Here is a 23,657-nt window from a genome sequence, read left to right as displayed (position 1 = left end):
CCCCCCCCCCCCCCCCCCCCCCCCCCCCCCCCCCCCCCCCCCCCCCCCCCCCCCCCGCGACCAAAGCCTTTGGCGCAGTGGTGTTGGTGTTGATCGCAGTGGCTTGGTCGCTGGCCTGGGCGGCGCGCAGAAGTGGCTTCGTGGCGGGGGCTCGCTAGCGTAGAATTGCGTTTTTCAGCAGAGGTCGACGCAGTGGAGTTGCAGCAGGGTTTTGTGCTGACCCGTCATTGGCATGACACGCCCGAAGGCACCTGCGTGGAGTTCTGGCTGGCAACTGATCATGGGCCACGGCAGCTTCGTCTGGCCCCACAGGTTTCGGTGGCATTCATCCCGCAGGTGCATGAGGCGCATGCGCGGGTGTTGCTGGCCAACGAGCCCGGCGTCGAGCTGCGGCCACTGCGCCTGAAGGACTTCGACCAGCGCCCGGTGCTGGGGTTGTACTGCCGGCAGCACCGGCAACTGATGCAACTCGAGCAACGCCTTCGCACGGCGGGTATCGAGGTGTTCGAAGCGGATATCCGCCCACCCGAACGCTACCTGATGGAGCGCTTTATCACTGCCCCGGTACAGTTCACCGGCCAGCCCGATGCCCAGGGCGTGCTCTGCGATGCTCAGCTCAAGCCCTTGGCAGGTTATCGCCCGCCACTGCGCCTGGTGTCGCTGGACATCGAAACCAGCGAGCGCGGCGAGCTGTACAGCATTGCCCTTGAAGGCTGTGGCCAGCGCCAGGTGTACATGCTCGGCCCGGCCAATGGCACGGTCCACGGCCTCGATTTCGACCTGCACTACTGCGCCGACCGTGCTGCACTGCTGAGCTGCCTCAATCAGTGGATGGCCGAGCATGACCCGGACGCAATCATCGGCTGGAACCTGGTCCAGTTCGACCTGCGCCTGCTGCATGAACACGCCAAATCGCTGGAGGTACCGCTGGCGTTGGGGCGTAAGGGTGCACTGATGACGTTGCGTAGCCATGCCGGTGGTGGCCACGTATTTGCCGATGCCCCGGGGCGGCTGTTGATCGACGGCATCGAGGCGCTGCGCTCGGCAACCTGGAGCTTCCCGTCATTCAGCCTCGAGAGCGTTGCCCAGACGCTGCTCGGTGAAGGCAAAGCCATCGACACGCCGTACCAGCGCATGGACGAGATCAACCGGCGCTTCGCCGAGGACAAACCGGCCCTGGCGCGGTACAACCTCAAGGACTGTGAGCTGGTTACTCGCATCTTCGCCCACACCCGCCTGCTCGAGTTCCTCCTGGAGCGCTCGTCGGTCACTGGCCTGGCGGTAGACCGTAGCGGCGGATCGGTCGCCGCGTTTTGCCACTTGTACATGCCGCAGATGCACCGCATGGGCTTTGTCGCCCCCAACCTTGGCAGCCGCCCTGAAGAAGCCAGCCCCGGTGGCTTCGTCATGGATTCGCGTCCAGGCCTGTACGACTCGGTGCTGGTGCTGGACTACAAGAGCCTGTACCCGTCGATCATTCGTACCTTCCTGATCGACCCGGTGGGCTTGGTGGAAGGCTTGCGTGTTCCCGATGACCAGCATTCGGTGGAAGGCTTCAGGGGTGGGCGCTTTTCGCGAAGCCAGCATTGCCTTCCGGCCATCGTCGAGCGTGTGTGGCAGGGCAGGGAGGCCGCCAAACGTGATGGTAACGCGGCATTGTCGCAGGCACTGAAGATCATCATGAACGCGTTCTACGGTGTGCTGGGCTCCAGCGGTTGCCGCTTCTTCGACCCCCGGTTGGCCTCGTCCATCACTATGCGTGGGCACCAGATCATGCGCCAGACACGGGCATTGATCGAGGCGCGCGGCTATGACGTGATCTATGGCGACACCGACTCTACCTTCGTCTGGCTCAAGGGTGCCCATGCCGAGGAAGACGCGGCGCGTATCGGCCGCGAACTGGTGGCCGAAGTCAATCGATGGTGGCAAGCACATTTGCACGAAACCATGAACCTGCAGAGTGCCCTCGAACTGCAGTTCGAAGTACATTACCGGCGCTTCCTGATGCCAACCATTCGCGGTACCGAAGAGGGCAGCAAGAAGCGCTATGCCGGCCTGGTGCAGCGGGCCGACGGTTCTGAGGAGATGGTTTACAAAGGCCTGGAGTCGGTACGCACCGACTGGTCGCCGCTGGCCCGGGCGTTTCAGCAGGCGCTCTATGGCCGTGTGTTTCGCGGCGAACCCTACCGCGATTATGTCCGCGAGTATGTGCGGTGTACGTTGGCGGGCGAGCAGGACGCACTGCTGGTATATCGCAAGCGCCTGCGCAGGCCGCTGGCCGACTACCAGCGCAACGTGCCGCCGCATGTGCGTGCCGCACGCCTTGCCGACGAGTACAACAAGCGCCTGGGGCGCCCCCTGCAGTACCAACGTGGCGGCTGGATCAGTTACGTGATTACCACCGCCGGCCCTGAGCCGCTGGAAAACCTGCAGGCACCGATCGACTACGACCACTACATCAGCCGGCAGCTACAACCGGTGGCAGATGCCATCCTGCCCTTTGTCGGCGAGGATTTCGCTCGCCTTACCGACCAACAGTTGCTGCTGTTCTGAACGGGTGGTAGTCGGGTAGGCGTCAACCCGGCGCAACAGTCTTCAGACTCGCATCTCCATGCCATCAAGGAGGCAGAGATGCAGAACACTAGCAGTCAACTACCAGCTGCGGCCGATACCCTTGCCAGGGCGCAAGCCTGCCAGGACCAGTACATCGCGCAGCGGCTGCCGACCTGGATGATGCGGCTGAGCGTGGCAGAATTCACTCTCTTGACTGAGGCGCTGACGCAATTGCTGGCCTGCCGCGAAGGCCTGTCGGCAGCGCTGGCGCAGCTAAGCAACCTGGATGCATTCACACAGACCTTGCTGCAAGAAGCGCTTGGCGCTCACGGCGAACTCGACGCTGATCGGCTGTACTTTCGCCAGTGGTACACCTTCACCTCGCCCACCGTCAGTTATGTGACCAGCAGGCTCCCAGTCGTAGGCAGCGACTACTACGAACTCCCCTTGCTCGAGGCCGCTCTGGGCAACTTTACCGCAGACCAGCTGCGCGAGCAGCCGCGTGGCAACTGCCTGGTGGATGAGCACGGCGTAAAGCGCAGTGAACTGTCTGCACTGGCCTTCGCCAAAATGTGTAGAGGGCTGGACCTTGGGCAGAAGTACCAGGCGCATCTGGACGCTGTCCTGCAGCCCGAAGCCAGAGGGTTGCTGGCGCGAAGGGAACGTTACAGCATGCTGGTAGATGCTCTGCAAGCCAGGGCGCAAGATGTGTTGAGCGCAGGCCAGCTGCAGTGGGTGGTGGAGTTTTGCCTTCAGGGCACGCTGGGCAAGCTCGAAGGCGCACCTGTTCACATCCGGCAATTGAGGGTGCTCGGTTGCAGCTTGCAGCAGATCGTGGTGCTGGACGTGATCGATGAGGGCTTGCTGTACAACACCAGCAAGCTAGTGCTGGTGTATGTACCGGGTGACCCGCACGGCCCCTGGAGCGTGCGCAGCGACCTGGAAGATTATGCCCGCCGGGTGCTTGGCAACCGCCTGCGCGAAGAGGGCTATCGGCGGTTTTTCAACCGTTTCGTGCGCCGTCGCGATAGCCAGCGATTCTTCTCGGCCGTCAGCGAACGGCTCGATGACGTTAGCGACTGGGCAACCAGGGACCTGGATGAGCAAACCTGTGCGTATCGCTTGCCGCTGTTCGAACATATCGCTGACGACTGGGTCGCCCGGATCAAGGACGATGCTGCAATCATTGCCCCACCCGTGGCCATGCTTGATCGCGAGGTCCAGGCAGCGCATAACCGCCGTTTGCGCGCTGAAGGCTGGACCCTGGCGGGGATCGCAGGGTACTTCGTGCCCGGCATTGGCGCGGTGTTGCTGGGGGTGATGGCCTGGGAGCTGCTTGAGCAGACGTTTCAGGCTGTCGGGGACTGGCAGGACAACGAGCGCAATGCGGCGCTGGCGCACCTGCTGAATGTAGGCAAAGGCCTGCTGGCTGTCGGGGCAACCGTCGCCGTGGTCGCCACGGTGCGTCGCGCCTGCATCGAGGTGGACAAGCTGGTGCCGGCGCAGTTGGCCAGCGGTGAAGAAAAACTGTGGAACGCAGACCTGGTGCCCTATCGCGGCGAAGCCCCGCCGGACGCGGCAGTGCTGGACACGGAGGGGGTTCACCAGCTGGGCGAGCGTCGCTGGATCAGCATGGATGGGCACTGGTATGAGGTGAGTTGGCGCGACGCCGATGAACAGTGGCAACTGCTCCCTTATCAAGGGTATGCACCGCCGCTGCGTAACAACGGTGCCGGCGCGTGGCGGCTGTGGTGCGAGCAGCCCGCCGAGTGGGATGACACACGCCAGCTGTTTCGTCGTCTGGGCAGGCCATTGAGCGATCTCGATGACGCGCAGATCGATCAGTCGCTGGCCATCCATGGCCTTGACGACCAGCACTTGCGGGCATGGCATGTGTATGGCCGGGCGCCAGAAGCCGTGCTGGTGGACACCGTTTACCGCGTGCTCCTCGCCGGCCGCATCCGCACGTTGGTCAATCAGTTGCGTGAAGGCGTGGCCACCGCCGATGCGCAGTTGCTGGAGCGGGTGATCAATCTTCCTCAGGCAGCCGGCATGCAGGGTGCAGCACTGGCTGATGTGGCCTGGGCAGGGCGGCGAGAGCTGTTCCAGGAATTGTACGAAGAGCAGAATCCCGACACGCCAACGGGTCGCTCGCTACGCCGGGATTTTGCCAGCCTGCACCGCTTGGCGGCAGATGAGGTGCTGCGCGATGCCAGCGAGGATGACCTGCAGCAGCTTCGCGAGACCGGTCGCGTGCCCTTGTTCATGGCCGAGGCGGCAAGGTTGCAGGTTGCGCGGATCCGAATCGCGCGCGTGTATGAGGCGCTGAGCATTGATACACCGCAAAACCTCGACCTGGCGCGGGTGGTGCTGAATCTGTTGGGCCACGTGCGGGGTGCGCAGGGGCCTGGGTGGAGATTGTTTGACGGGGATGCCAGCGAGCCGTTGCTGACGATCGAGGGAACGGGGCAAACATTCGACCTGCTTCACCAGCATGGGGGGTTTCGCTTGCGCGATCCTGCGCGGCCTTCTGTCAGTCAGGCGGGCGAGCTGTTCGAGACCCTGGCTGCAGCCTATGACCACCCGTCTCAGGCGGCCATCGGCCAAGGCCATGCTTTCGTGCCCGCACTGCGCCAGGCGCTGGCGAATGTTGCAACCGGTCAAAGGCAGGCGGTGGTAAGTCTGCTTAGGCTGGAGCGGCCAAGCGGCTCGTTTTTCGCGCCGCAAAGGCTTGATGATGGCCGGATTGGCTACCCCCTTGCTGGCGGCCGGTTATGGGCCGCGCTGGGGCTGTCCAGACCGAGGGCGTCTCAGGCACGGCTTCGAGACCTGTACCCGGCCTTCAGTGATGAGCAGATCGGCCGCTGGCTGGCGCAAGACAACGCGCAAGCCAGGTTGCGTACGCTGGAACAGCAATTCGCACTGCTCAACACCCACCTGAACAGATGGGTACGCAATGCCTTTCCGACACCTGAGCTGGCCGCCCGGCGTGAGTTCAGAAAGGGCTTGACCGACTGCTGGCGCTTGCTTGTCCCCGAGCTTCAAGACAGTGCGGCTGTGCAGAGGGGGCGCTTCATGCTGACCCAGACCCGCAGCCGCTTGCAACAACTGCCAGTACTGCCGGCGCAAATAACTTTTCCGCACGTCTCAATCCTGGCCTTGCGCTCCATGCGCCTGGAGCGGATTCCGGATGAGTTCCTGAGGGCATTTCCCAACTTGCGCAACCTGGAAATCACCCATTGTCGACTCAGGCGTTTGCCTTTGCCGATGATGCTTACCCAAAGGCTGGAGGTGCTCGATCTGTCGGGTAACCAGATCGTGCTTGACGAAAGCCAGGCACTGATTCTTGCGGCTTGTCGTTCGCTGGTATACCTGAACCTTTCGGACAACCCTCTGGGCAGGGCATTTTCCGTTTTCGCAATGACCGAGCTACATGCGCTGCACCTGTCAGGCACCCAAATGCCCGAGTTGCCTTATGGGGTGCTCGAGGTGCCTGACCTGCAAACCCTTGACCTGAGTGACAACAGTATCTCTGCACTGCCCGATGGCTTTTACCGGTCGCAGCTATGGCGCGCAGGCAGAGTCGGGCTTTCTGGCAACCTGCTGGCGGCGACGCCTGAAGGGTTTTCGGCCTGGCACTGGCTTGAGGCAAGCCGGGTTCCCTACCGGCTGCGTTTTCTCGATGTATCGGCAGCCGAACGTCGGGATGAAATGGCCATGCTGTGGGTCCATCTTGAAGCCGACGAGCAATCGGCCGATTTCTTCAATACCCTGTCGGTGCTCACGGCCTCGGGAGCATTCAAGTTCTCTTCGACCGCGTGCGCGCTCGCATCCCGTGTGTTCGACATGTTCCAGGCGATGAACGAGGATGATGCACTCAAGCGTGAAGTGTTCGAACACGCCGCGGCGACCGACTGCCAGGATAACGCCACGGCCCGCTTCGCTGATCTGGAACTGCGGATGATGATATGGCGGGCGCAACGCGGCGGGGTTGCCCAGCAGCCTGAGCGGGCCTTGCTCTGTCTCGGTGGTCGGTTGTGGCGGTTGGCGTTGCTCGATCAGATTGCCGCAGAACACGCCCAACGGCAGGGGGCGGGCAATGAGTCGATCGAATTCGCCTTGGCATACCGGATCGCCTTGCGCAGGGCTTTGGATTTGCCTGGCCAGCCAGACGAAATGCTCTATCCAGGTATTGCTGCGCTAAGCAAGCAGGATATTCGTGTGGCCCGGGACATGGTCCTGGCGGCACAGACCCGGGAAGGCGTTGCACATTATCTGTCACGTCAGTGGTTCTGGCAGGATTACCTGCGCAAGCGCTTCCCCGTTCGCCTGCAAGTGCCGCATCACATGCACGACGAACTGGAGCGGCTGATGGCCCTGGGTGGCCGGGAGGAGGAAATCGCACGGTTGCAGATCAGCAATCAGCAACGGGAGCACGCAGTATTGCTGCAGTTGACGCTGGAAGCGCTGGACATGCATTCGCCGCGTCTTCTCCAGTAGCGGTTCAGACCTCGGGCAGGTGGGCGTTGCGCCAGTGGCTTTGCGCTATGCTCTGAGTGGCGGTGATGTTTGCGCAGATGTTGCCGGCCGGTTATGGAAATCGGAAGTTACCTTTGTGCCGAGCACGTCTGGGGCTGCTGGTTTAGTCTCCCGCGTCGGATCTTTCTCCATGATCTGTAGTCTTTGGTTTATCGAGAGAATAAGGAGATACGCATGCTCGTCCGGTCACTGACCCTCGCTACTTTGCTCGCTGTCACCGGCCCGCTGCTGGCGGCTGACAGTGACGCACCGCTGGCCAAGGAAGTGGGCAAGGCCAGGCCCTTGGTGGTCATTGCGCCTAGCAGCGCAGACCCAACCTTGCGCGGATTGAACAAGGCTCTGGAGGACCCGGCCACCCAGGCGGCCTTCAAGGAGCGCAACCTGGTGCTATACAGCGTCGCCAATATGATGGGCAAGCGCGAGGACAAGAACCTCGAACAACAGACCACCATGGCCCTGATTCGTGAGCTGAAGCTGGGCGCGAGCAAGGGCACCAAGGTGATCCTGGTGGGCAAGGACGGTGAGCGGCACATGCTCAAGGACGACGACTCAGGCGAGGCCATCGACCCGCAGGTGATCCTCAAGGCGGTGGATGAACTGCCCGCAAGCGAAAAGGCCGTGGCTGCACCTGAACCGGTAGCGGCGGCACCGGAAACCAAGGCCAAGGCCAAGGACAGCAAGCCAGCCAAGCCAGCCAAGCCGGCTGCGCCGCCAAAGCCGCTGGAAGACTGAACACCTGCATTGGCTGGCCGTGCGACCGGGCGTGTGTAGCGGTGGGGGGCAGCAGTGTATCGACGGTGCTGGGGTTGTGTGCCGAATTGCAGGTGGTGGCTCGGCTTTCAGTTGAGCTCGATTCGCGCGCACAGCCCGCCACTGTCGCGGTTGCTCAGGGTCAGCCGACCACCCATGGCCTGGATCAGCTGGTGGGCAATGGCCAGCCCCAGCCCGGTGCCGCCGGTGCTGCGATTGCGTGAGCCCTCCACTCTGTAGAATGGCTTGAGCACTTCGTCCAGCTCGTCAGCGGGTATTCCAGGCCCATCGTCGAGCACGCGGATCACGGTCATGCCGCCCTCGCGGCACACCTCCAGCTCGGCAGCGCCGGCAAACTTGAGGGCGTTGTCCACAAGGTTCACCAGCACTCGGCGCAGGGCGTGCGGGCGGGTTTCCAGCAGGCTGCGCGTGCTGCCGTTACGCTGCACCTGGGCGCCACTGTCCTGATAGTCGAACACTAGGCTGTCGAGGAAGGCATCAAGGTCAATTCTGCACGCGGCTTCAGTGCTGGTATCCATGCTGCGGGCGTATGCTACGCCTTCGCGCACCAGGTGCTCCATCTCGCCCAGGTCGCTCCACAATTTGTCCTTTTCGACCCCGTCGTCCATCACTTCGACACGCAGCTTCATGCGTGTGATCGGTGTTTGCAGGTCGTGAGAGATGGCCGCCAGCAGCTGCATGCGTTCCTTCAGGTGGGCGCTGATACGCGCCTGCAGGGCGTTGAAGGCCGCCGCGGCGTAGCGCACCTCGCGCGGGCCGCTTTCATCCAGCTGTACGCCGGGTTTGTCCGGATCGAGGTTGTCCACGGCGCGGGCCAGGCGAGTCAAAGGGCCAATGGCCAGGTGCACGGCCAACCATGTGCACAGCAACAAGACTGCCAGCTGGATCAGCAGCACCATGGGCAGCCAGCGGGCCACCGGGACCGCCGATGGGGTGACGTCGATGGTCAGCGGCGCGCCGTCGGCAAGGCTCAGGTGGGCCTGGAAGTGGGCATTCGGGCCGGGGATGTCCTGGAAGGTCAGGCGGTAGTCGCTGCCGATGGCCTTGACGATCGACTCGGCGGCCATGGGCGGGTCGCTGCCGGGCATCGCCTCGCCGGCCAGGCCTTGGTCGAGACGGTAGCGGTAGGTATGCCGTTCCAGGCGCGGCAGCCAGGCCGCACGTTCGGCTGCAGGCAGGCGGTCGAGGATGGCCACTGACGTGGCCACGTCCTGTTCCAGGTTGCTGAGCATCATCGAGCGGCTGCTGATGTAGCGCTCGTAGGCCTGCAGCCCAAACGACAAGCCGTAGGCCAGGATCAGGCCGGTCAAGAAGATCAGCCCCAGGCGCGAGGCCAGGGTACGAGGCCACTTCATGACGGCGACTCGAGCAGTTGCACCGGCAGCGAGAACACATAGCCTTCGCTGCGCACGGTTTTTATGCAGCTGGGTTCGCGGGCGTCGTCGCCCAGGCGCTGGCGCAGGCGGCTGACCAGCAGGTCGATGGAGCGGTCGAAAAGGTCGGCTTCGCGGCCCTGGGTCAGGTTGAGCAGTTGTTCGCGGCTGAGCACCCGCTGTGGGTGGTCCAGAAACACCCGCAACAGGCGGTACTCGGCGCCACTCAGGGCCACCAGGGTGCCTTCGTTGTCGAGCAGGTGGCGGGCGGTGGTGTCCAGCCGCCATTGGCCGAAGCGCAGCAGGCGGCTGCTTTCGCTGATGGTGAGGTTGGGTGGCAGCATGCGCGTGCGGCGCAGCACGGCATTGATACGGGCAAGCAGTTCGCGGGCAGAAAACGGCTTGGTCAGGTAATCGTCGGCGCCCATTTCAAGGCCGATGATGCGGTCGGTTTCATCGTTGCGGGCCGTCAGCATCAACACGGGCGTATTGCGGTGTTTGCCGGCGCGCAGTTCGCGGCACAGCAGCAGGCCATCGTCGCCGGGCATCATGATGTCGAGAACGATCAGGTCGACGCTGCTGGCTCCAAGGAAGGCCCGCATCTGCCTGCCGTCGGCGACGATGCTGGTGCGCAGGCCGTTCTTCTTAAGGTAGTTGCCGACCAGTTCGCGGATCTCGCGGTCGTCGTCGACGATCAGGATGTGATCGACGTGTTCCATGCGCAGCGTTCCTGTTCGAGTGGGTTTGGCGCAGTGTACCCGGCCCTTTTGCGCTTGCCTGCGGGGGTTTGTATTGCAGTGTATCTGGCAGGTGTATAGAACTGTAGCGGGGGCGGGTGAAGCGGCTCGGGTCAAAGCAGCACAGCACTGGGAGTTGACCGCTTGGCCGATAAAAGCCGGGTTCTGCTCCGGCTCGGAGCCTGGTTGCAGAACAAAGCGTACAATGTCGTTTCGGGTAACTGTATTTCAGTGGCTCATCACCGAGTAGCCTGCATGTACCAGACACACCCCGGAACGCCCCAAAGAGCCCACGAACGCCTCTGCGAGCAAATCGAGACGTTTCTCCAGCGTGGCGGCCAGATCCAGCACGTAGCCATCGGTGTCACCGGTTCCCCTTATGGCGTAGCTAAAGTCCAGTGGCACAAGGAGCGTGCAGCCAAGCCTTGATGGCCTGCCTTTGCGCCTGAACCCACCACCCTTCAGGCGCTTCAATACCCATTCTTGAAGGGGCACGCCCGTGAGCGAAGAGCCGAGCGATTGTGTAATCGCCGTTTGCATAGGTATTTCTGAGCAACAAGTGGCCCACTACCGGCGGGAGAGCTTTCTGCTGGGGGACGGCTCATGGCTCGTGCATTTCGCTTTCATCATGCCCAAAGCGCTTCGTCATCAACTCACAGGCAGTTTTACACTCTTGTTGAAGGCCTCTCGAGCGCCTGGCGATACCCGACAGGCAGACGAGGTAGGACCGTGAGGAAGGTTTAATACAGGCACTGTACGTAAAGAAGGTCGTTGTTATTTATGCTCATAAATAGATTGTGTCCAGTGGTCTGATACCTGTCTTTTATTTTCAGGCAGGGCGCATACTCATTAAGCTCAGATTATCTGGGCTTATGAGAGGTGCTTATGTACGGTAAAAACCAGGCAGGGCAGGGCTCATCGGAGAGTGATCCGGAAATAGATCAGGATCGCCAAGGGTTGGGCAATGATCGTCTTGTTCAGCCTACAACTGATGATCGGAATAATTACATCGATCCTGAACCTGTTACTGAGGCCGGGCCAGAGCCTGCAGACAAGCTTTTGGCCTCGAATGCACCGAAATTCAGCCGCTATTCTGACGGCCCGGATACCCCGTGGAGACGCGCTTGGCTGCACTAGCCCTGCGCTGACAGATCGCATGACAAACCATGCTTTTACCAGCGCTCCACTTCTCGAAGAAAATGATGATGAGCCATTGTAAGCAGGTGGCTTTATCGAGGTTTTTATGAAAGACAAGCAAACTGTTCAACGCGGTAGTTGCTCGGATGAGGGCGACAATAAATCCACTCAGCGTTCCAGCAAGGGTGAAAACAGGGGGCCGCTTACAGAGCGCGCGTCGAGGGCTGAGTTGTACAGTCGTCACGATAAAGTTGAACCGGCGAGTGACAACAAACGTTAGTTTCTAAAAACTTGAAGCTATTGTATCCGTTTGTACAGCCGGGGCGCCCTTCGTGGGCGCCTTCTTTTTTATAACGACCTGCTCGCGCAGGGTTTTCCAGGATTCTACGAGGTTTCGCTGACAGGAATTCAGCTACAGAAGGACGCACATCCCGGCGTTGAGTGACACAGACGGGATACTTGGCAGGCGTCAAATGGCTCTTGACCGGGGAACAACACGCCCCACTGCCAAACGTTACACAGGAGAGATGCCATGAATTTCAAGACTGTCGCCAGCGCCAGCCTGTTCGCCGTGCTCAGCTTTGGTGCCATTGCCGCCCAGGCCACCACCGCACCCATGGGCGCTGCCGGCGCCATGCAGTACCGCTACGGTGAGCATCTGGATGTGAAGAAAGTGCTGTCGGTACAGGACGAGCAGAGCAACGCCTGCGGCCTGGTGAACACCCGCATGGACTACCTCGACTCCAAGGGCCAACAGCAGAGCGTGCAGTACCGCACCTACGCCACTGGCGGTTGCCATGACAACTGATCGCCGCCTGATGCTGAAAGCGGGAGGCATAGCCCTGGCGCTGACGGGGCTGGGGTTGGCCGGGCACCTGATGGCCCGTGACCGCTACGGCGCCATGCCGTCGCTGTCGGGGGCCAGCCAGTGGCTCAACTCGACCCCGCTGGATGGGCCGGCGCTTAAGGGCAAGGTGGTGCTGGTGGACTTCTGGACCTGGGACTGCGTCAACTGCCAGCGCAGCCTGCCTCATGTGAACGACTGGGCGCGGCGTTATGCCGATCAGGGGCTGGTGGTGGTGGGCGTGCATACGCCGGAGTACGCCTACGAACATGACCTGGGCACCCTGCGAAACAAGGTGGCCGGGCTGGGTATCGGTTACCCGGTGGCGGTGGATAATGACTACAAGGTGTGGAATGCCTGGGGCAACCAGTTCTGGCCGGCCCATTACTTTGTCGACCGTAAAGGACAGGTGCGCCATGTGCACTTTGGCGAGGGCGATTATGGCGGGCAGGAACAGCTGATACAGGCACTGCTGTATGAGAAAGGTGATTAGGCTGTGCCGGCCTCTTCGCCGGCATGCCCGCTCCTACAACGACAGTGCAATCAGCGAAGTATGCGCACTCTCTGTGGGTGCGGGCGTGCCCGCGAAGAAGCCAACACTTGCCTATCAGGTGAAACTGGCAAAGTGCGCCTGCATCCGCGCCGCATCCGCCTGGCGGCCGCTGAACAGCTCGAACGCCTTTACCGCCTGGAACACCGCCATATTGCTGCCATCCAGCGTGCGGCAACCCAGTGCCCGAGCCGCGCGCAGAAGTTCGGTTTCCAGCGGGAAGTAGATGATTTCCGCCACCCACAGGCCCGCATGCAGCAGCTCGACCGGTAGCGGTGTGCCCGGTAGCTTGGCCATGCCCACCGGCGTGGTATTGACCAGCCCGTCTGCCTCGGCCAGCGCCGCGGCCAGGTCGGTGCCGAGTACTGCGCGGCCCGTGCCGAAATGCTCATTCAGGTTGTCTACCAGCGCTTGCGCGCGGGCCGCATCCACTTCGAACAGCACCAGTTGCTCGACCCCTTCAATCAGCAGGGCGTGGGCCACGGCCGACCCGGCGCCACCGGCACCCATCTGCACCACCTGGCGCCGGGCCACATCAGGCAGGCCGCGGCGCAAGCCTTCGGCAAAACCCAGGCAGTCTGTGTTATGGCCGACGCGCTTGCCGTCCTTGAGCACCACGGTATTCACCGCGCCGATGCCACGGGCTTCATCCGACAGTTCGTCGAGCAGCGGCAGGATCGACTGCTTGAACGGGTAGGTGATGTTAAGCCCGGTAAAGCCTGTGTGCTGCGCGGCGTCGAGCAGCCCGGGCAGGGCGCTGTCCTCCAGTTGCAACTGGTCGGCATCAATCAGCCGATACAGGTAGCGTAGGGCCTGGGCGTCACCTTCGTGTTCGTGCAGGGCAGGGGTGCGCGACAGCTGGATGCCGCGGCCGATCAAGCCGGCAAGGATGGCGTGCTGGCTCATGCCGTGCGCTCCTGGAACATTTCGGCGAAGTGGCTGAGGGCCATGCGGTAGCCATGGCTGCCCAGCCCGCAAATCACCCCGACGGCGATGGACGATACAAATGACAGATGGCGGAACGGCTCGCGCTTGTGCACGTTCGACAGGTGTACTTCGATGACCGGCAGTTCACTGGCCACCAAGGCGTCGCGGATGGCCACCGAGGTGTGGGTCCAGGCGCCGGGGTTGATCACGATACCGGCGCAGCGGCCGCGGGCGGCGTGGATCCAGTCGATCAGTTCACCTTCGTGGTTGGTTTGGCGGAATTCGATTTCCAGGCCATGGCCATGGGCAGTGTCGGCACAGCTTTGGGCCAGGTCAGCCAGGGTTTCGTGGCCATATTGAGCAGGCTCGCGGGTACCCAGCATGTTCAGGTTAGGGCCGTTGAGCACGAGAATAAGGGGGTTCATGACGAGCATCGCTTTGTTGTTGTTGGATGCACCTAGTTTTGTACCGCCTGGTTAGTTTAGTCAATTGGACTAAAACGCCGCACCGGGAAAGTGGGCGATTATCGAACTGTTGAGGTGTGCAGGCCCCCGCCTACGGGGGATTTGGCTTTCTGCGCCTGCATTACAAAATTGTAATTTTCCTGCCACCGCCCCGATAAGCACGGCTTCCTACAGTCCTTCGCCTAAACGCGTCGACGAGGATTTGTTCGTGCCCATCCCCCGCAAGACCGCTTTGCTCTGCCTGTTGCTGGCCAGTGTCACCAGTGCCCAGGCCAGTCAGAGCCTGAGCCTGCCCCAGGCGCTCGCCGCCGCCTTTGCTCAAAACCCAGAGCTGGCCGCAGCCGGCCGGGAAATCGGCATTGCCGACGGCGAGCGGCGCCAGGCCGGGTTGATCCCCAACCCAGAGCTCGCCTGGGAGGTCGAGGACACCCGCCGCGATACCAGCACCACCACCGTCACCCTCAGCCAGCCGTTGGAACTGGGCGGCAAGCGCGGCGCACGTATTGCTGTGGCTGGCACCGGCCAGGCCATTGCCCAGCTTGGCCTGGAGCGCCAGCGCAATGGCCTGCGTGCCGATGTGGTGCAGGCCTTCCACGCCGCATTGCGCGCGCAGACAGCACTGGAACTGGCGCAGCAGTCGCAGGCATTGACCGAGCGCGGGCTGCGCGTGGTACAGGGGCGGGTGACCGCTGGCCAGTCATCCCCCGTGGAGGCCACCCGCGCCCAGGTGCAACTGGCCCAGGCCCAGGCTGAAGTACGACGCGCGCAGACCCAGCGCGGCGTGGCTTATCAGGCGCTGGCACGCCTGACCGGTAGCCCCTTGGCAAGCTTCGATCAGTTGCAGGCTGCCAACCTTTCGCCTGGCGTCGCGCCCAGCGCCGATACCTTGCTCGACCGGGTCGAACACACCGCCGAATGGCGTCTGGCTGCTGCACAGGTCGAGCGCGGCGAAGCGTCCCTGGGGTCGGAAAAGGCTCAGCGTATTCCCAACCTCACTGTCAGCCTCGGTAGCCAGCACAGCCGCGAGGACCGCGAGCGGGTGAATGTGGTGGGCCTGTCCATGCCATTGCCGCTGTTCGACCGCAACCAGGGCAACGTGCTGGCGGCTGCACGCCGTGCCGACCAGGCGCGTGACCTGCGTAACGCCGTGGAACTGCGCCTGCGCAGTGAAACCCGCAGCGCAGTCAGCCAGTGGCACACGGCGATGCAGGAGGTGGACGCCTACGACCGCACCATCCTGCCTTCGGCGCAGCAGGCCGTGGACACCGCCACCCGTGGTTTCGAAATGGGCAAGTTCGCGTTCCTCGATGTACTCGACGCTCAGCGCACGCTGATCGAGGCCCGCGGGTTGTACCTCGAGGCGCTGGCTTCGGCGACCGACGCACGGGCGCAGGTCGAGCGGATTTATGGCGACCTCGATGACCTGAGCACCCCCTTGAACAGCAGGAGCAAGCATGACTAACCCACGCAAGATAGCCCTTCTGGTCGCCGCCATGGCCGCGCTCGGCCTGGGTGGCCTGGCCTGGACCGGCAACCTGGGCCAGGCGTCGAATGCCCAGGCCCGCCACGACGACCATGGCGAAGACAGCCACGGCCATGGTGCCGAGAAGGCCGATGAAGGCCATGCAGGGGAAGGGCACGGCGAAGAAGAGGGCCAATTGCACCTGTCCATCGCCCAGATCGAGGCGGCCGGTGTGCAGTTGGCTGCCGCCGGCCCTCGTGAGTTGGGTACCGCCTTCAGCTTCCCGGGGGAAATCCGCTTCGACGAGGACCGCACTGCCCACGTGGTGCCGCGTGTACCCGGTGTGGTCGAGGCGGTGCAAGCCGAACTGGGCCAGGCGGTCAAGCGCGGCCAGGTATTGGCGGTGATTGCCAGCCAGCAGATTTCTGACCTGCGCAGCGAGCAGCAGGCAGCCCAGCGCCGTCTGGAGCTGGCGCGCCTGACCTTCCAGCGCGAACAGCAGTTATGGCAGGAGCGTATCAGTGCCGAGCAAGATTACCTGCAAGCGCGGCAGGTGTTACAGGAGGCCGAAATCGCCTTGGCCAACGCCCGGCAAAAGGTCGCCGCAGTAGGGCCGGCGGGCGCTGGCAACCGCTATGAATTGCGCGCGCCATTCGATGCGGTGGTGGTGGAAAAGCATCTGAGCGTGGGCGAGGTGGTCGACGCGACCAGCAACGCCTTCACCTTGTCTGACCTGAGCCGGGTCTGGGCCACCTTCGCCGTGGCGCCGCGTGATCTGGACAAGGTGGTGACCGGCCGCAATGTCACGGTCAGCGCACCAGACCTGGGCGCCCAGGTTGAGGGCAAGGTCAACTATGTCGGCAGCCTGCTCGGCGAGCAGAACCGCGCCGCCACGGTCCGCGCCACCCTGGCAAACCCCAACGGCGCATGGCGCCCCGGGCTGTTCGTCAATATCGCGGTCAGCGTCGAGCGCTTCAATGCCGCCGTGGTGGTGCCGGAAAGCGCCCTGCAAACCTGGGAAGAACAGACCGTTGTGTTTGCCCGCACCGAGGAAGGCTTCGAGGCCCGCCCGGTAAAGGCCGGCCGCCGCGACGCCGGCCAGGTGGAAATTATCAGCGGCCTGGCCGCCGGCACCCAGGTAGCCGCCGCCGGCAGCTTTGTCCTCAAGTCGGAACTGGGCAAGGGCTCGGCCGAGCACAGCCATTGATCACGGGGACACCTGCATGTTCGAACGCCTGATCCAATTTGCCATCGAGCAGCGCCTGGTGGTGATGCTGGCCGTGGTCCTGATGGCCGCGGTGGGTATCCACAGCTACCAGAAACTGCCGATCGACGCTGTACCGGACATTACCAACGTCCAGGTACAGATCAATACCGCTGCACCCGGTTACTCGCCGCTGGAGACCGAGCAGCGCATCACCTTCTCCATCGAGACCGCCATGGCCGGCCTGCCTGGGTTGAAGCAAACCCGCTCGCTGTCGCGTTCGGGCCTGTCGCAGGTCACGGTGATTTTCGATGATGGCACCGACCTGTTCTTCGCCCGTCAGCTGGTCAACGAGCGCCTGCAAGTGGCCCGCGAGCAACTGCCCGAAGGGATAGAAGCGGGCATGGGGCCGATTTCCACCGGGTTGGGTGAAATCTTCCTGTGGACCGTGGAGGCCGAACAGGGCGCTCTCAAAGAGGATGGCACCCCGTACACCCCGACAGACCTGCGGGTGATCCAGGACTGGATCATCAAGCCGCAGCTGCGCAATGTGCCGGGGGTGGCCGAGGTAAACAGTATCGGCGGCCATGCCAAGCAGTACCTGATTGCACCGGAGCCCAAGCGGCTGGCAGCCTACAAGCTCACCCTCAACGACCTGATCGCGGCCTTGGAGCGCAACAATGCCAACGTTGGCGCCGGTTACATCGAGCGCAATGGCGAGCAGTTGCTGATCCGGGCACCGGGCCAGGTGGCCTCGGCCGAAGACATCGCCAACATCGTCATCGCCAGCGTCGATGGCACGCCGATCCGCGTCAGCCATGTTGCCGAGGTTGGCCTGGGCCTAGAACTGCGCTCGGGTGCAGCCACCGAAAACGGCCGGGAAGTGGTGCTGGGTACGGTGTTCATGCTGATTGGAGAGAACAGCCGCACGGTATCCCAGGCCGTTGCCGCCAAACTGGTCGAGATCAACCGCAACCTGCCCAAGGGTGTGGTGGCAGTGACCGTGTACGACCGCACAAACCTGGTGGAAAAAGCCATCGCCACGGTGAAGAAGAACCTGGTCGAAGGCGCCATTCTGGTCATCGCTGTGCTGTTCCTGTTCCTGGGCAACATCCGCGCCGCACTGATCACCGCCATGGTCATTCCGCTGTCGATGCTGTTTACCTTCACTGGCATGTTCAGCAACAAGGTCAGCGCCAACCTGATGAGCCTGGGGGCACTGGACTTCGGCATCATCGTCGACGGCGCAGTCGTGATCGTGGAAAACGCCATCCGCCGCCTGGCCCATGCCCAGCAACGCCATGGCCGGATGCTGACGCGCAGCGAGCGCTTCCATGAAGTGTTCGCTGCCGCCCGTGAGGCGCGCCGGCCACTGATCTACGGGCAGTTGATCATCATGGTGGTGTACCTGCCGATCTTTGCCCTGACCGGGGTCGAGGGCAAGATGTTCCACCCCATGGCCTTTACCGTGGTCATGGCCCTGCTCGGCGCCATGATCCTGTCGGTCACGTTCGTGCCGGCAGCCATCGCCCTGTTCGTCACCGGCAAGGTCAAGGAAGAGGAAGGCCTGGTGATGCGCACGGCGCGTCAGCGCTATGCCCCGGTGCTGGCCTGGGTGCTGGGGCGACGCAAGTTGGCGTTTGCCGTCGCGGCCACTCTGGTGGTGCTGTCCGGGGTCATGGCCAGCCGCATGGGCAGCGAGTTCATCCCCAGCCTCAGCGAAGGCGACTTTGCCTTGCAGGCCCTGCGTGTGCCGGGCACCAGCCTGTCGCAGTCGGTAGACATGCAGCAGCGCCTGGAGCAGGCGATCATCGCCCAGGTGCCGGAAGTAGAGCGGGTGTTCGCCCGTACCGGTACCGCCGAGATCGCCTCCGACCCGATGCCACCGAACATCTCCGACGCCTATGTGATGTTGCGCCCGCGCGAGCAGTGGGTAGACCCTGGCAAGCCGCGTGACGAACTGATCGCCGAGGTACAACGTGCTGCCGCCAGCGTACCGGGCAGCAACTACGAGCTGTCGCAGCCGATCCAGTTGCGTTTCAACGAGCTGATTTCCGGGGTGCGCAGCGATGTGGCGGTAAAGTTGTTCGGTGATGACATGGATGTGCTCAACCGCACCGCCACACAGATCGCCAGCAGCCTGCAGGGGGTAGCGGGTGCGTCCGAGGTGAAGGTCGAGCAGACCACCGGCCTGCCGGTGCTGACCATCGACATCGACCGCGACAAGGCGGCCCGCCATGGCCTGAACGTGGGTGACGTGCAAGACGCCATCGCAATTGCTGTGGGTGGCCGCACGGCAGGCACGCTGTATGAAGGCGACCGGCGCTTCGACATGGTGGTGCGCCTGCCCGAAACCTTGCGCACCGATGTGGACGGGCTGTCCAGCCTGCTGATTCCGGTACCGGCCAGTGCCGCTGCGGGCGCTGCGCAAATCGGCTTCATCCCGCTGTCCCAAGTGGCCAGTTTGAACCTGCAACTGGGGCCTAACCAGGTCAGCCGCGAGGATGGCAAGCGGGTGGTGGTGGTCAGTGCCAACGTACGTGGGCGTGACCTGGGCTCGTTTGTGGCGGATGCCGAACAGGCCCTGATCCGGCAGGTGCAGATTCCGCCGGGTTACTGGACGCGCTGGGGGGGCCAGTTCGAACAGTTGCAATCGGCAACCGAGCGCCTGCAGGTGGTGGTGCCGGTGGCTTTGCTACTGGTCATGGCGCTGCTGCTGATGATGTTCAACAACCTCAGGGATGGCTTGCTGGTATTCACCGGCATTCCGTTTGCCCTGACCGGCGGGGTGCTGGCGCTGTGGTTGCGGGACATCCCGTTGTCCATTTCAGCTGGCGTAGGGTTCATTGCCCTGTCGGGAGTGGCGGTGCTCAACGGGCTGGTGATGATCGCCTTTATCCGTGCCCTGCGCGAAGAGGGGCGGCCATTGCGGGCGGCGGTTGAAGAGGGCGCGTTGACGCGGTTGCGCCCGGTGCTGATGACCGCGCTGGTGGCTTCGCTGGGGTTCATTCCGATGGCCCTGGCTACGGGGACCGGGGCTGAGGTGCAGCGGCCGTTGGCGACGGTGGTGATTGGCGGGATCCTGTCTTCTACTGCACTGACATTGCTGGTGCTGCCGGCTTTGTATCAGTGGGCGTATCGGCGCGAAGAGCAGCAGGAGGGGTGAGATTCTGGGGCCGCTTTGCGGCCCATCGCGGCACAAGGCCGCTCCTACAGGGGCCGCGTCATCTTCTGGCTGACACGGTCCCTGTAGGAGCGGCCTTGTGCCGCGATGGGCTGCAAAGCAGCCCCAATAATCTCAGACGGTACGACGGACTCCAGGCCGTACAGCATCCGATCCCACCTCATCATGCAATGAAATCCGCGAAGTCTCCGGCAACGCCAACCCCCCCACCAACGCTACCAGCGCAATCACCACCAGGTAAAACGCCGGTGCCAGGCTGCTGCCGGTCTGCCCGATCAGCCAGGTCGCCACCAGCGGCGCGGTACCGCCAAACAGGGTATAGGCCACGTTGTAGGTAATCGCCGAAGCGGTATAGCGGGTGCGGGTGGGGAAGCTCTCCGACAGCAATGCTGCGGTCACCACACCACTGCACAAGGCCCCTACCGCCAGCAGGATCACCCCCAGCAGCGCACCGGACATCGAGCCCGAACTGGCCAGCCAGTACGCCGGGAACACGCACAGCATCACCCACAGGCAGGTAAAGCCAATGGTCTTGCGCCGCCCCACGCGGTCCGAGAACGCCCCGGCCAGCGGGCAGCCGACGGCGGCGAACAGCAGCGCCACGGTGGTCACCAGCAGTGACTGCGCGCGGGTCAGGTTGCCCACCAGTTGCAGGTACGTGGCGAAGTAGGTGGTGAACATATAGAACGACAGGGCAGTCAGCGAGATGAAGGCCCCCAGGTTGCGAATGACCCGGCCATGGTGACGCAGGGTGTCTTTGAGCGGTGAATGCTCATGTTCCTTGCCCTGGGCGACGGCTTCGCGGAATGCCGGGGTTTCTTCCATACGCCAGCGCAGGTACAGGCCGACCAGCCCCAGCGGTGCGGCAACCAGGAAGGGAACGCGCCAGCCCCAGGCACCCATCGCCTCGGCCGACAGGTTGGCTTCCAGCCCATAGGCGATCACGGCGGCGCAGGCGAAGGCGGAAAAAGTCGAGACCGGCACGAAGCTGCCGTAGAAGGCACGCCTGTCATTGGGTGCATGCTCCATCAAGTAGGCGCAGGCCCCCGCGTATTCGCCACCGGCAGAAAAGCCCTGCAGGCAGCGCGCCAGGGTAAGCAGCACTGGGGCTGCCAGACCGATGCTGGCGTAGGTCGGCAGCAGGCCGATCAGGGTGGTGGAGCCTGCCATCAAGAGGATGGTCAGCGACAGGATGCGCTTGCGTCCCAGGCGGTCGCCCAGCGCGCCAAACACGATCCCGCCCAGCGGGCGAAGGGCAAAGGCCACGGCAAACACCGCGAACGTCTTGAGCAACGCCGCGCTGGGGTCTTCACTGGCAAAGAACTGGCTGGCGATCAGGGTGGCGAGAAAGCCATACACGGCGAAGTCGAACCATTCGACGAAATTGCCGATGGCCGAGGCGGCGATCACCCTGCGCAGGGTGGCGGGGGATACCTCATGAGGTGCGGACATGCGGGTGCTCTCCGGTTCCATTGGCAGCCATGATGAAAAGTGGCGCGGTCGGGCCGCGCCATCATTATTGTGCTTGCCAGTAGATAACCGGGCGCTGGACGATGCTTTGTCGAGTGCGACCTCGGGATACCTGATTTAACCGCCAACCTGCCAGAGCAATGAATACGGCAACCTGGCTTGCGTCAGAAGCGCATGTCCAGCGCCAGCTCGAAGGTGCGTGGCGGCCCCATGTAGTACTGGCTGTTATAGGCCTGCTTGGCATACACCTCATCGGTGAGGTTGCGCACCCGCCCGGTCAGCGTGGTGTGTTCATCCAGCCGGTAGCGGGCGAAAGCGCCGAACAGGGTGTAGGCCGGGGCCTTCAGGCTGTTGGCGTTGTCGGCATACACCGAGCCCACGTAGCGCCCATCGGCGCCCACCGACCATGCCGTCGACAGGCTGTAGGTCAGCCACAGGTTGGCGACATTGGCCGGCACGTTGGTCGGCGCATTGCCCTTGCGTGAAACCGATTTGCCGCTGACTGCCTCGTTGAACTCATCGTACCGCGCATCGACATAGGCATAGTTGGCCTCGGCCAGCAGTTTCGGCGTTACCTGCAGGCGCCCGGACAGTTCGACACCACGTGAGGTCTGCTGCCCGGCCTGGACCGTGAGGTTTGCGTCGTTCGAATCGCGCACGGCAAAGTCCTTGCGCACGATCTGGTACAGCGCCAGCGTGGCCGCACCGCGACCATCGAGGAAGTCGAACTTGCTGCCCACTTCCCACTGCTCGCCCTTGGACAGGTCGAACAGCCCGACGTTGGAATAGGTCGCTGCCGCCAGCGAGCCGGCGGGCAGGTCGGCGGAGGTGCTGTACTGCGCATACAGGCTGGCCGAAGGCGTCAGCGCATAGGTCAGGCCGATGCGCCCGGACAGCGGTTCCCAGCGGCGTTCGAAATAGGCCGGCGAGGTGGGAGAGACTGCGCCGTAGTTGGTGACCTCCATGTCCAGGTAGTCGTAGCGCAGGGCGGTCAGCAGGGCCAGGCGCTCGGTCAGCTGCAAGCGGTTTTCGGCAAACACGGCGCGGTTGATGACCTCGTGGTGACGTTGCTTGGTCAGGCCGGCATTCACCCCGGGGATGTCATCGAAGCTGCCGGGGTTGAAGTGGTCGGCATCGACCACGTCACTCCAGCTGCCGGAGGTGGGGTAGAGGGTCTGGCGCATGCGCGAGTACTCCAGCCCCAGCGACCACTGGCTGGTCAGGCCCAGCAGCTGGTTGTCATGGCGCAGTTCGATGCGGTCGCCCAGCAGGTTCTGGTCGTGGCGCTGCAGGTAGGGGCTGCTGCGCTGCACCTTGCCATCGCGGGTGTAGGCGTAGCGTTCGAGGTTGCGGTAATCGCGCTGGGCATTGTAGTGGTACAGCGTGTTCTGCACGCTGGTGCTGTCGCTGATCTGGTAGTCGAGGATCGAACGCAGCCAGCGCACCCGCTGCTCATAGCGGCCGTCAGCGACGTTGTAGTTTTCGAAGCGGCGGCTGTTGTCGATCTTCATCGTGCTGCGCCCGGGCAGAATCGGTGAGCCCCAGTAGGGGCTTTGTTCGCGGTCTTCCTGGTACTCGACCGCCAGGGTGTGCGTGAGGTTGGGGGCCAGGTCGCTGAGCAGCGAAAAGGCCAGGCTGTCGGTATCCCGTTCGTTGCGGTCGACGTAGCCGTTGCCATGCCCGCGGCTGAAGTCCAGGCGCATGAAATGGCGGGCATCGGCGGGGTTGCTGGCCAGCGCCTGGTTGATACCGAACGCCACCTCGCTGTCGTCGAAACTGCCATAGCGGATACGCCCATCGATTGTCTGTTGGTCGCGGCTGGCGAGCTTGGTGATGTAGTTGATCGAGCCGCCCACCGCACCCGCGCCGTGCAGGAACGAAGACGGCCCACCAATCAGCTCGACACGGTCGAGAACCCAGGCGTCCACTGGGCGGGTGGCGCTGCTGTAGCCCAGGTTGATGCCGTTGTACAACTGGGTGACCTGGTTCTGGGTAAAGCCGCGGTAGGCAACGAAGCCGCCAAAGCCGGGGTTGGCCGAGGCGTTGACGCCGGTCATGGCGTTGACCACGTCCTGGCTGTCCTTGGCGCCGCGTTCTTCGATCAGGCGACGGTCCGAGACGCTGACCGAGGCGGGTGTTTCCCGCGCGGTCAGGCCTAGGCGCGAACCGGTACGGATCGGCTCGTCCAGTTGCACGCCGCTGGCGGCGTCGCGTTCGCCGTCAATGGTGGTGGCGCCGAGTTCCACAGGGGCTGTTTCAGCGCAGGCAAAGCTGCAGGTGCCCATGAGGAGCACCAGGGAGGTCTTGCGAAGCATGTTGGTATGTCTTCCACGCAAAGGTCATGGCTGACGGCGAGCGCACACGCAGGCGCGCCCGGCTGATGTCAGGCGAAATGAAGTACGGCTGCGGGGAAGGCGGCGGGGGAGGCACGTGGGTTGAGGG

At 63.3% G+C, this 23,657-nt stretch carries 15 protein-coding genes; 9 read left to right on the top strand and 6 right to left on the bottom strand.

All coding sequences use genetic code 11. From position 1 onward, the window contains the following. The first annotated feature begins 192 nt into the window (after positions 1 to 192). The 3 genes from AC07XM_RS28445 (at position 193) to AC07XM_RS28435 (ending at position 7,824) form a co-directional block, all read left to right on the top strand. Positions 193 to 2,553, top strand: a complete 2,361-nt coding sequence (locus AC07XM_RS28445) for a DNA polymerase II (RefSeq protein ID WP_102689228.1) — start codon at positions 193 to 195, stop codon at positions 2,551 to 2,553. A gap of 78 nt (positions 2,554 to 2,631) precedes the next feature. Then, complete coding sequence (locus tag AC07XM_RS28440) at positions 2,632 to 7,053, top strand: NEL-type E3 ubiquitin ligase domain-containing protein (protein WP_102689227.1); 4,422 nt, start codon at positions 2,632 to 2,634, stop codon at positions 7,051 to 7,053. 213 nt (positions 7,054 to 7,266) lie between these two features. Further along, positions 7,267 to 7,824 (top strand): DUF4174 domain-containing protein, encoded by a 558-nt coding sequence (locus AC07XM_RS28435; RefSeq protein WP_016485968.1) that lies wholly within the window; start codon positions 7,267 to 7,269, stop codon positions 7,822 to 7,824. A gap of 107 nt (positions 7,825 to 7,931) precedes the next feature. Here AC07XM_RS28435 and AC07XM_RS28430 read toward each other — a convergent pair whose 3' ends face one another. Both AC07XM_RS28430 and AC07XM_RS28425 read right to left on the bottom strand, forming a co-directional pair. Next, entirely contained in the window at positions 7,932 to 9,218 is a 1,287-nt protein-coding gene (locus AC07XM_RS28430) for a sensor histidine kinase (RefSeq protein ID WP_070086468.1), read from the bottom strand. Further along, positions 9,215 to 9,955 carry a response regulator gene (locus tag AC07XM_RS28425; protein WP_016485970.1) on the bottom strand — a complete coding sequence of 247 codons (741 nt, stop codon included), beginning with the start codon at positions 9,953 to 9,955 and terminating at the stop codon, positions 9,215 to 9,217. Before AC07XM_RS28425 ends, AC07XM_RS28430 begins: the two co-directional genes overlap by 4 nt. A gap of 273 nt (positions 9,956 to 10,228) precedes the next feature. Between AC07XM_RS28425 and AC07XM_RS28420 the strand changes: the two genes are divergently transcribed. From AC07XM_RS28420 to AC07XM_RS28410, 3 genes are all read left to right on the top strand, one after another. Then, positions 10,229 to 10,402 (top strand): hypothetical protein, encoded by a 174-nt coding sequence (locus AC07XM_RS28420; protein ID WP_349816354.1) that lies wholly within the window; start codon positions 10,229 to 10,231, stop codon positions 10,400 to 10,402. 1,240 nt (positions 10,403 to 11,642) lie between these two features. Beyond that, on the top strand, positions 11,643 to 11,918 hold the full coding sequence (locus tag AC07XM_RS28415; protein ID WP_016485973.1) for a DUF2790 domain-containing protein: 276 nt from the start codon (positions 11,643 to 11,645) through the stop codon (positions 11,916 to 11,918). A 10-nt stretch (positions 11,919 to 11,928) separates the two neighbouring features. Continuing rightward, the gene (locus AC07XM_RS28410; RefSeq protein WP_024717701.1) at positions 11,929 to 12,447 is read left to right on the top strand and encodes a thioredoxin family protein; all 519 of its coding nucleotides are present in this window, start codon (positions 11,929 to 11,931) and stop codon (positions 12,445 to 12,447) included. A 114-nt stretch (positions 12,448 to 12,561) separates the two neighbouring features. Here AC07XM_RS28410 and AC07XM_RS28405 read toward each other — a convergent pair whose 3' ends face one another. Beyond that, positions 12,562 to 13,410, bottom strand: a complete 849-nt coding sequence (locus AC07XM_RS28405; protein WP_016485975.1) for a shikimate dehydrogenase — start codon at positions 13,408 to 13,410, stop codon at positions 12,562 to 12,564. Beyond that, on the bottom strand, positions 13,407 to 13,856 hold the full coding sequence (aroQ, locus tag AC07XM_RS28400) for a type II 3-dehydroquinate dehydratase (protein ID WP_016485976.1): 450 nt from the start codon (positions 13,854 to 13,856) through the stop codon (positions 13,407 to 13,409). The genes AC07XM_RS28405 and aroQ overlap by 4 nt, the downstream gene beginning before the upstream one ends. A gap of 247 nt (positions 13,857 to 14,103) precedes the next feature. Between aroQ and AC07XM_RS28395 the strand changes: the two genes are divergently transcribed. The 3 genes from AC07XM_RS28395 to AC07XM_RS28385 are packed head-to-tail and all read left to right on the top strand — an operon-like array spanning position 14,104 to position 19,727. Beyond that, positions 14,104 to 15,357, top strand: a complete 1,254-nt coding sequence (locus tag AC07XM_RS28395) for a TolC family protein (RefSeq protein WP_102689225.1) — start codon at positions 14,104 to 14,106, stop codon at positions 15,355 to 15,357. Beyond that, positions 15,350 to 16,564 carry an efflux RND transporter periplasmic adaptor subunit gene (locus AC07XM_RS28390; protein ID WP_095114827.1) on the top strand — a complete coding sequence of 405 codons (1,215 nt, stop codon included), beginning with the start codon at positions 15,350 to 15,352 and terminating at the stop codon, positions 16,562 to 16,564. Before AC07XM_RS28395 ends, AC07XM_RS28390 begins: the two co-directional genes overlap by 8 nt. Positions 16,565 to 16,580: 16 nt before the next feature. After that, positions 16,581 to 19,727, top strand: coding sequence for an efflux RND transporter permease subunit (locus AC07XM_RS28385; protein ID WP_016485979.1), 3,147 nt, complete (start codon positions 16,581 to 16,583; stop codon positions 19,725 to 19,727). A gap of 132 nt (positions 19,728 to 19,859) precedes the next feature. Here the strand turns inward: AC07XM_RS28385 and AC07XM_RS28380 are convergent, their stop codons facing one another. Together AC07XM_RS28380 and AC07XM_RS28375 are read right to left on the bottom strand one after the other, a co-directional pair. After that, positions 19,860 to 21,197: an MFS transporter gene (locus AC07XM_RS28380; protein WP_016485980.1), complete on the bottom strand. Its 1,338-nt coding sequence runs from the start codon at positions 21,195 to 21,197 to the stop codon at positions 19,860 to 19,862. A gap of 182 nt (positions 21,198 to 21,379) precedes the next feature. Then, entirely contained in the window at positions 21,380 to 23,530 is a 2,151-nt protein-coding gene (locus AC07XM_RS28375; RefSeq protein WP_102690285.1) for a TonB-dependent receptor, read from the bottom strand. Positions 23,531 to 23,657: the final 127 nt, after the last annotated feature.

It is taken from the genome of Pseudomonas sp. GW460-LB5, assembly GCF_059423245.1.
The sequence above is the reverse complement of the archived record's forward strand: the minus strand, read 5'-3'. Positions and strand labels throughout refer to the sequence as shown.

Excerpts from the sequence above, each read along its gene's own strand:
- AC07XM_RS28440 (WP_102689227.1), top strand. The coding sequence starts at position 2,632 with ATGCAGAACACTAGCAGTCAACTACCAGCTGCGGCCGATACCCTTGCC.
- AC07XM_RS28435 (WP_016485968.1), top strand. The coding sequence starts at position 7,267 with ATGCTCGTCCGGTCACTGACCCTCGCTACTTTGCTCGCTGTCACCGGC.
- AC07XM_RS28430 (WP_070086468.1), bottom strand. The coding sequence starts at position 9,218 with ATGAAGTGGCCTCGTACCCTGGCCTCGCGCCTGGGGCTGATCTTCTTG.
- AC07XM_RS28425 (WP_016485970.1), bottom strand. The coding sequence starts at position 9,955 with ATGGAACACGTCGATCACATCCTGATCGTCGACGACGACCGCGAGATC.
- AC07XM_RS28420 (WP_349816354.1), top strand. The coding sequence starts at position 10,229 with ATGTACCAGACACACCCCGGAACGCCCCAAAGAGCCCACGAACGCCTC.
- AC07XM_RS28415 (WP_016485973.1), top strand. The coding sequence starts at position 11,643 with ATGAATTTCAAGACTGTCGCCAGCGCCAGCCTGTTCGCCGTGCTCAGC.
- AC07XM_RS28410 (WP_024717701.1), top strand. The coding sequence starts at position 11,929 with ATGCTGAAAGCGGGAGGCATAGCCCTGGCGCTGACGGGGCTGGGGTTG.
- AC07XM_RS28405 (WP_016485975.1), bottom strand. The coding sequence starts at position 13,410 with ATGAGCCAGCACGCCATCCTTGCCGGCTTGATCGGCCGCGGCATCCAG.
- aroQ (WP_016485976.1), bottom strand. The coding sequence starts at position 13,856 with ATGAACCCCCTTATTCTCGTGCTCAACGGCCCTAACCTGAACATGCTG.
- AC07XM_RS28390 (WP_095114827.1), top strand. The coding sequence starts at position 15,350 with ATGACTAACCCACGCAAGATAGCCCTTCTGGTCGCCGCCATGGCCGCG.
- AC07XM_RS28385 (WP_016485979.1), top strand. The coding sequence starts at position 16,581 with ATGTTCGAACGCCTGATCCAATTTGCCATCGAGCAGCGCCTGGTGGTG.
- AC07XM_RS28380 (WP_016485980.1), bottom strand. The coding sequence starts at position 21,197 with ATGTCCGCACCTCATGAGGTATCCCCCGCCACCCTGCGCAGGGTGATC.
- AC07XM_RS28375 (WP_102690285.1), bottom strand. The coding sequence starts at position 23,530 with ATGCTTCGCAAGACCTCCCTGGTGCTCCTCATGGGCACCTGCAGCTTT.